The organism is Microcystis sp. LE19-84.1B (genome assembly GCF_027531875.1).
In the GTDB taxonomy this organism is placed as follows: domain Bacteria; phylum Cyanobacteriota; class Cyanobacteriia; order Cyanobacteriales; family Microcystaceae; genus Microcystis; species Microcystis panniformis.
In genome coordinates this window covers 1-1847 of the sequence record NZ_JAPZSR010000026.1, presented here as the reverse complement: position 1 = coordinate 1847, position 1847 = coordinate 1, and the positions used below count along the sequence as shown (strand labels likewise).

The 1847-nt window shown below is 46.2% G+C and carries 3 protein-coding genes and 2 pseudogenes; 2 read left to right on the top strand and 3 right to left on the bottom strand.

The window, feature by feature from the left end:
• Positions 1–74 (bottom strand): annotated as a pseudogene (locus tag O9324_RS01635) (transposase); the annotation flags it as partial.
• Positions 75–660: 586 nt separating this feature from the next.
• Here O9324_RS01635 and O9324_RS01630 point away from each other — a divergent pair.
• Both O9324_RS01630 and O9324_RS01625 read left to right on the top strand, forming a co-directional pair.
• Positions 661–1212: a type IV pilin-like G/H family protein gene (locus O9324_RS01630; protein ID WP_288139308.1), complete on the top strand. Its 552-nt coding sequence runs from the start codon at positions 661–663 to the stop codon at positions 1210–1212.
• Between the two features lie 48 nt (positions 1213–1260).
• A complete protein-coding gene (locus O9324_RS01625; protein WP_288139307.1) occupies positions 1261–1449 on the top strand; it encodes a hypothetical protein in 189 nt (62 codons plus the stop codon).
• Between the two features lie 31 nt (positions 1450–1480).
• Here O9324_RS01625 and O9324_RS01620 read toward each other — a convergent pair whose 3' ends face one another.
• Positions 1481–1657: a hypothetical protein gene (locus O9324_RS01620; RefSeq protein WP_288139306.1), complete on the bottom strand. Its 177-nt coding sequence runs from the start codon at positions 1655–1657 to the stop codon at positions 1481–1483.
• Positions 1626–1847, bottom strand: a pseudogene (locus tag O9324_RS01615) (magnesium-protoporphyrin IX monomethyl ester (oxidative) cyclase); the annotation flags it as partial. The gene O9324_RS01620 and the pseudogene O9324_RS01615, both read right to left, overlap by 32 nt.

Genomic DNA, 1847 nt, shown 5'->3' with positions numbered 1-1847 from the left:
ACTGTACGAATAGCTTCATCAATGGCAGAACACTGACTTGGTTTGACCACGGCTTTCATTTCTAAGACAATCATTGTTTATCGACCTCAAACAACTTATTTTAAGTTAACCTGTAGAGCATCGGATTGTCAAGATTTTAGTTGACATCGAAGCTCTTACATTGAGCCTTTACATCGAAGCCCCTCGAAATGTGTCGAAATGTGTCGAAATGTCGTGCTTCGTTGTTTTATACTGGTCGGGGTTTCATCCCGTCGCTAAAAGCGAGGGCTTCGGCCGTGAGCTCAGCCGAACGGTCTTCACCCCGACATTCAAGATAAACTTCTAGATCTTCATGGGTGTTCAGCAATTTCTTAGGTTTTTGCACCATAATTCCCCTTTCCTGATGGATGATTCTTACTTTCCCTTATAAATACCTCTTGTCAAACCTAAATTCAGGAAAATTCCCCATCACCCCACCACCCCACCACCCCACCACCCCATCACCCCATCACCCCATCACTACCCCATTCCCCCATTCCCCCATTCCCCCATTCCCCCATTCCCCCGTTCCCCCACCACCCCACTTCCCCAAAAAAAATTTTTCCAAGGGTGATAGGTTTTCTGAAACAGGTGGGTAAGTTGTTTATAGAGAACAAAAAACACTTACCAAAGGATATACCCATGAACTCTACCTTCAAATTCAAACTCATCCAAGCTCTCAACAAAAAAAACGGTAACAAAGGTTTCACCCTCATCGAACTCCTAGTTGTTGTTATCATCATCGGTGTACTGGCCGCCATCGCTCTCCCCAACCTCCTCGGTCAGGTAGCCAAAGGCAGACAAGCGGAAGCTCGCAACAACCTCGGTACCGTTAACCGCGCCCAGCAAGTTAACCGCGTGGAAAACGCCACCTTTACCCAAGTTTCTAACTTACCTATTGGACTCACTGGCCAGTACTATGGTGGCACTGGCACTCTTGCTTCTGTTATTGGTGGTTCTGTCAGCCAAGTTGGTGCAAACCATGCGGCTATTCCCAATAGTACTTACACTAATGACATCCTAGAATACGAATCTGCCGTCGGTCAAACCGACTCTGGTGTTTACTCCGCCGTTATCTGTGAACAAACCACTAACCCCAGTGCAGGGGCTATCAGTGCGGCTGGTACTTGGTCAGCTGCTGGTACTGGTACTACTCTTGCAGCTTGTTCTGGTGGGGGCAAACAGATCAAGTAATCGCCGTCTAGAAGATTATGCGGGGTGCGCCTGCATACTTCTCTGATAATGGCAATTTCACAACTCAGCTTTAATCATACTCTAGCGGAAGGTGGCAGGGAAATGTTCTCTCGGAAACCTTGCGCTTTTGATTTTTTGGGGAAGTGGGGAAGTGGGGAAGTGGGGGAAGTGGGGAAGTGGGGAAGTGGGGAAGTGGGGAAGTGGGGAAGTGGGGGAAGTGGGGAAGTGGGGAAGTAGGGTGTAGGGTGTAGGGTGTAGGGTGTGGGAATTATGAATTATGAATTGGAAATTGGGGAGTTTTTTGCTGTGAACTGATAACTGATAACTGATAACTGATAACTGATAACTGATAACTGATAACTGATAACTGATAACTGATAACTGATAACTGATAACTGATAACTGATAACTGATTAAAGTACCATTTCTCTGGTGGCTTCTGCATCTATGGGTTTAATCAGATACAATCGCAGGAGATCCCCGACGATACCTAGCTGTAAGGGTAGCTTACGCATTGTTTTTAGCCATTGGGGAGCGCTACTTTCATCGATCGCTTTTAATTGTAAATTACGTTCGGCACAACGGTTTAAACGAGGGAAAAATTGGGGATGCTCCACATTTAAAATGGTGGGAAA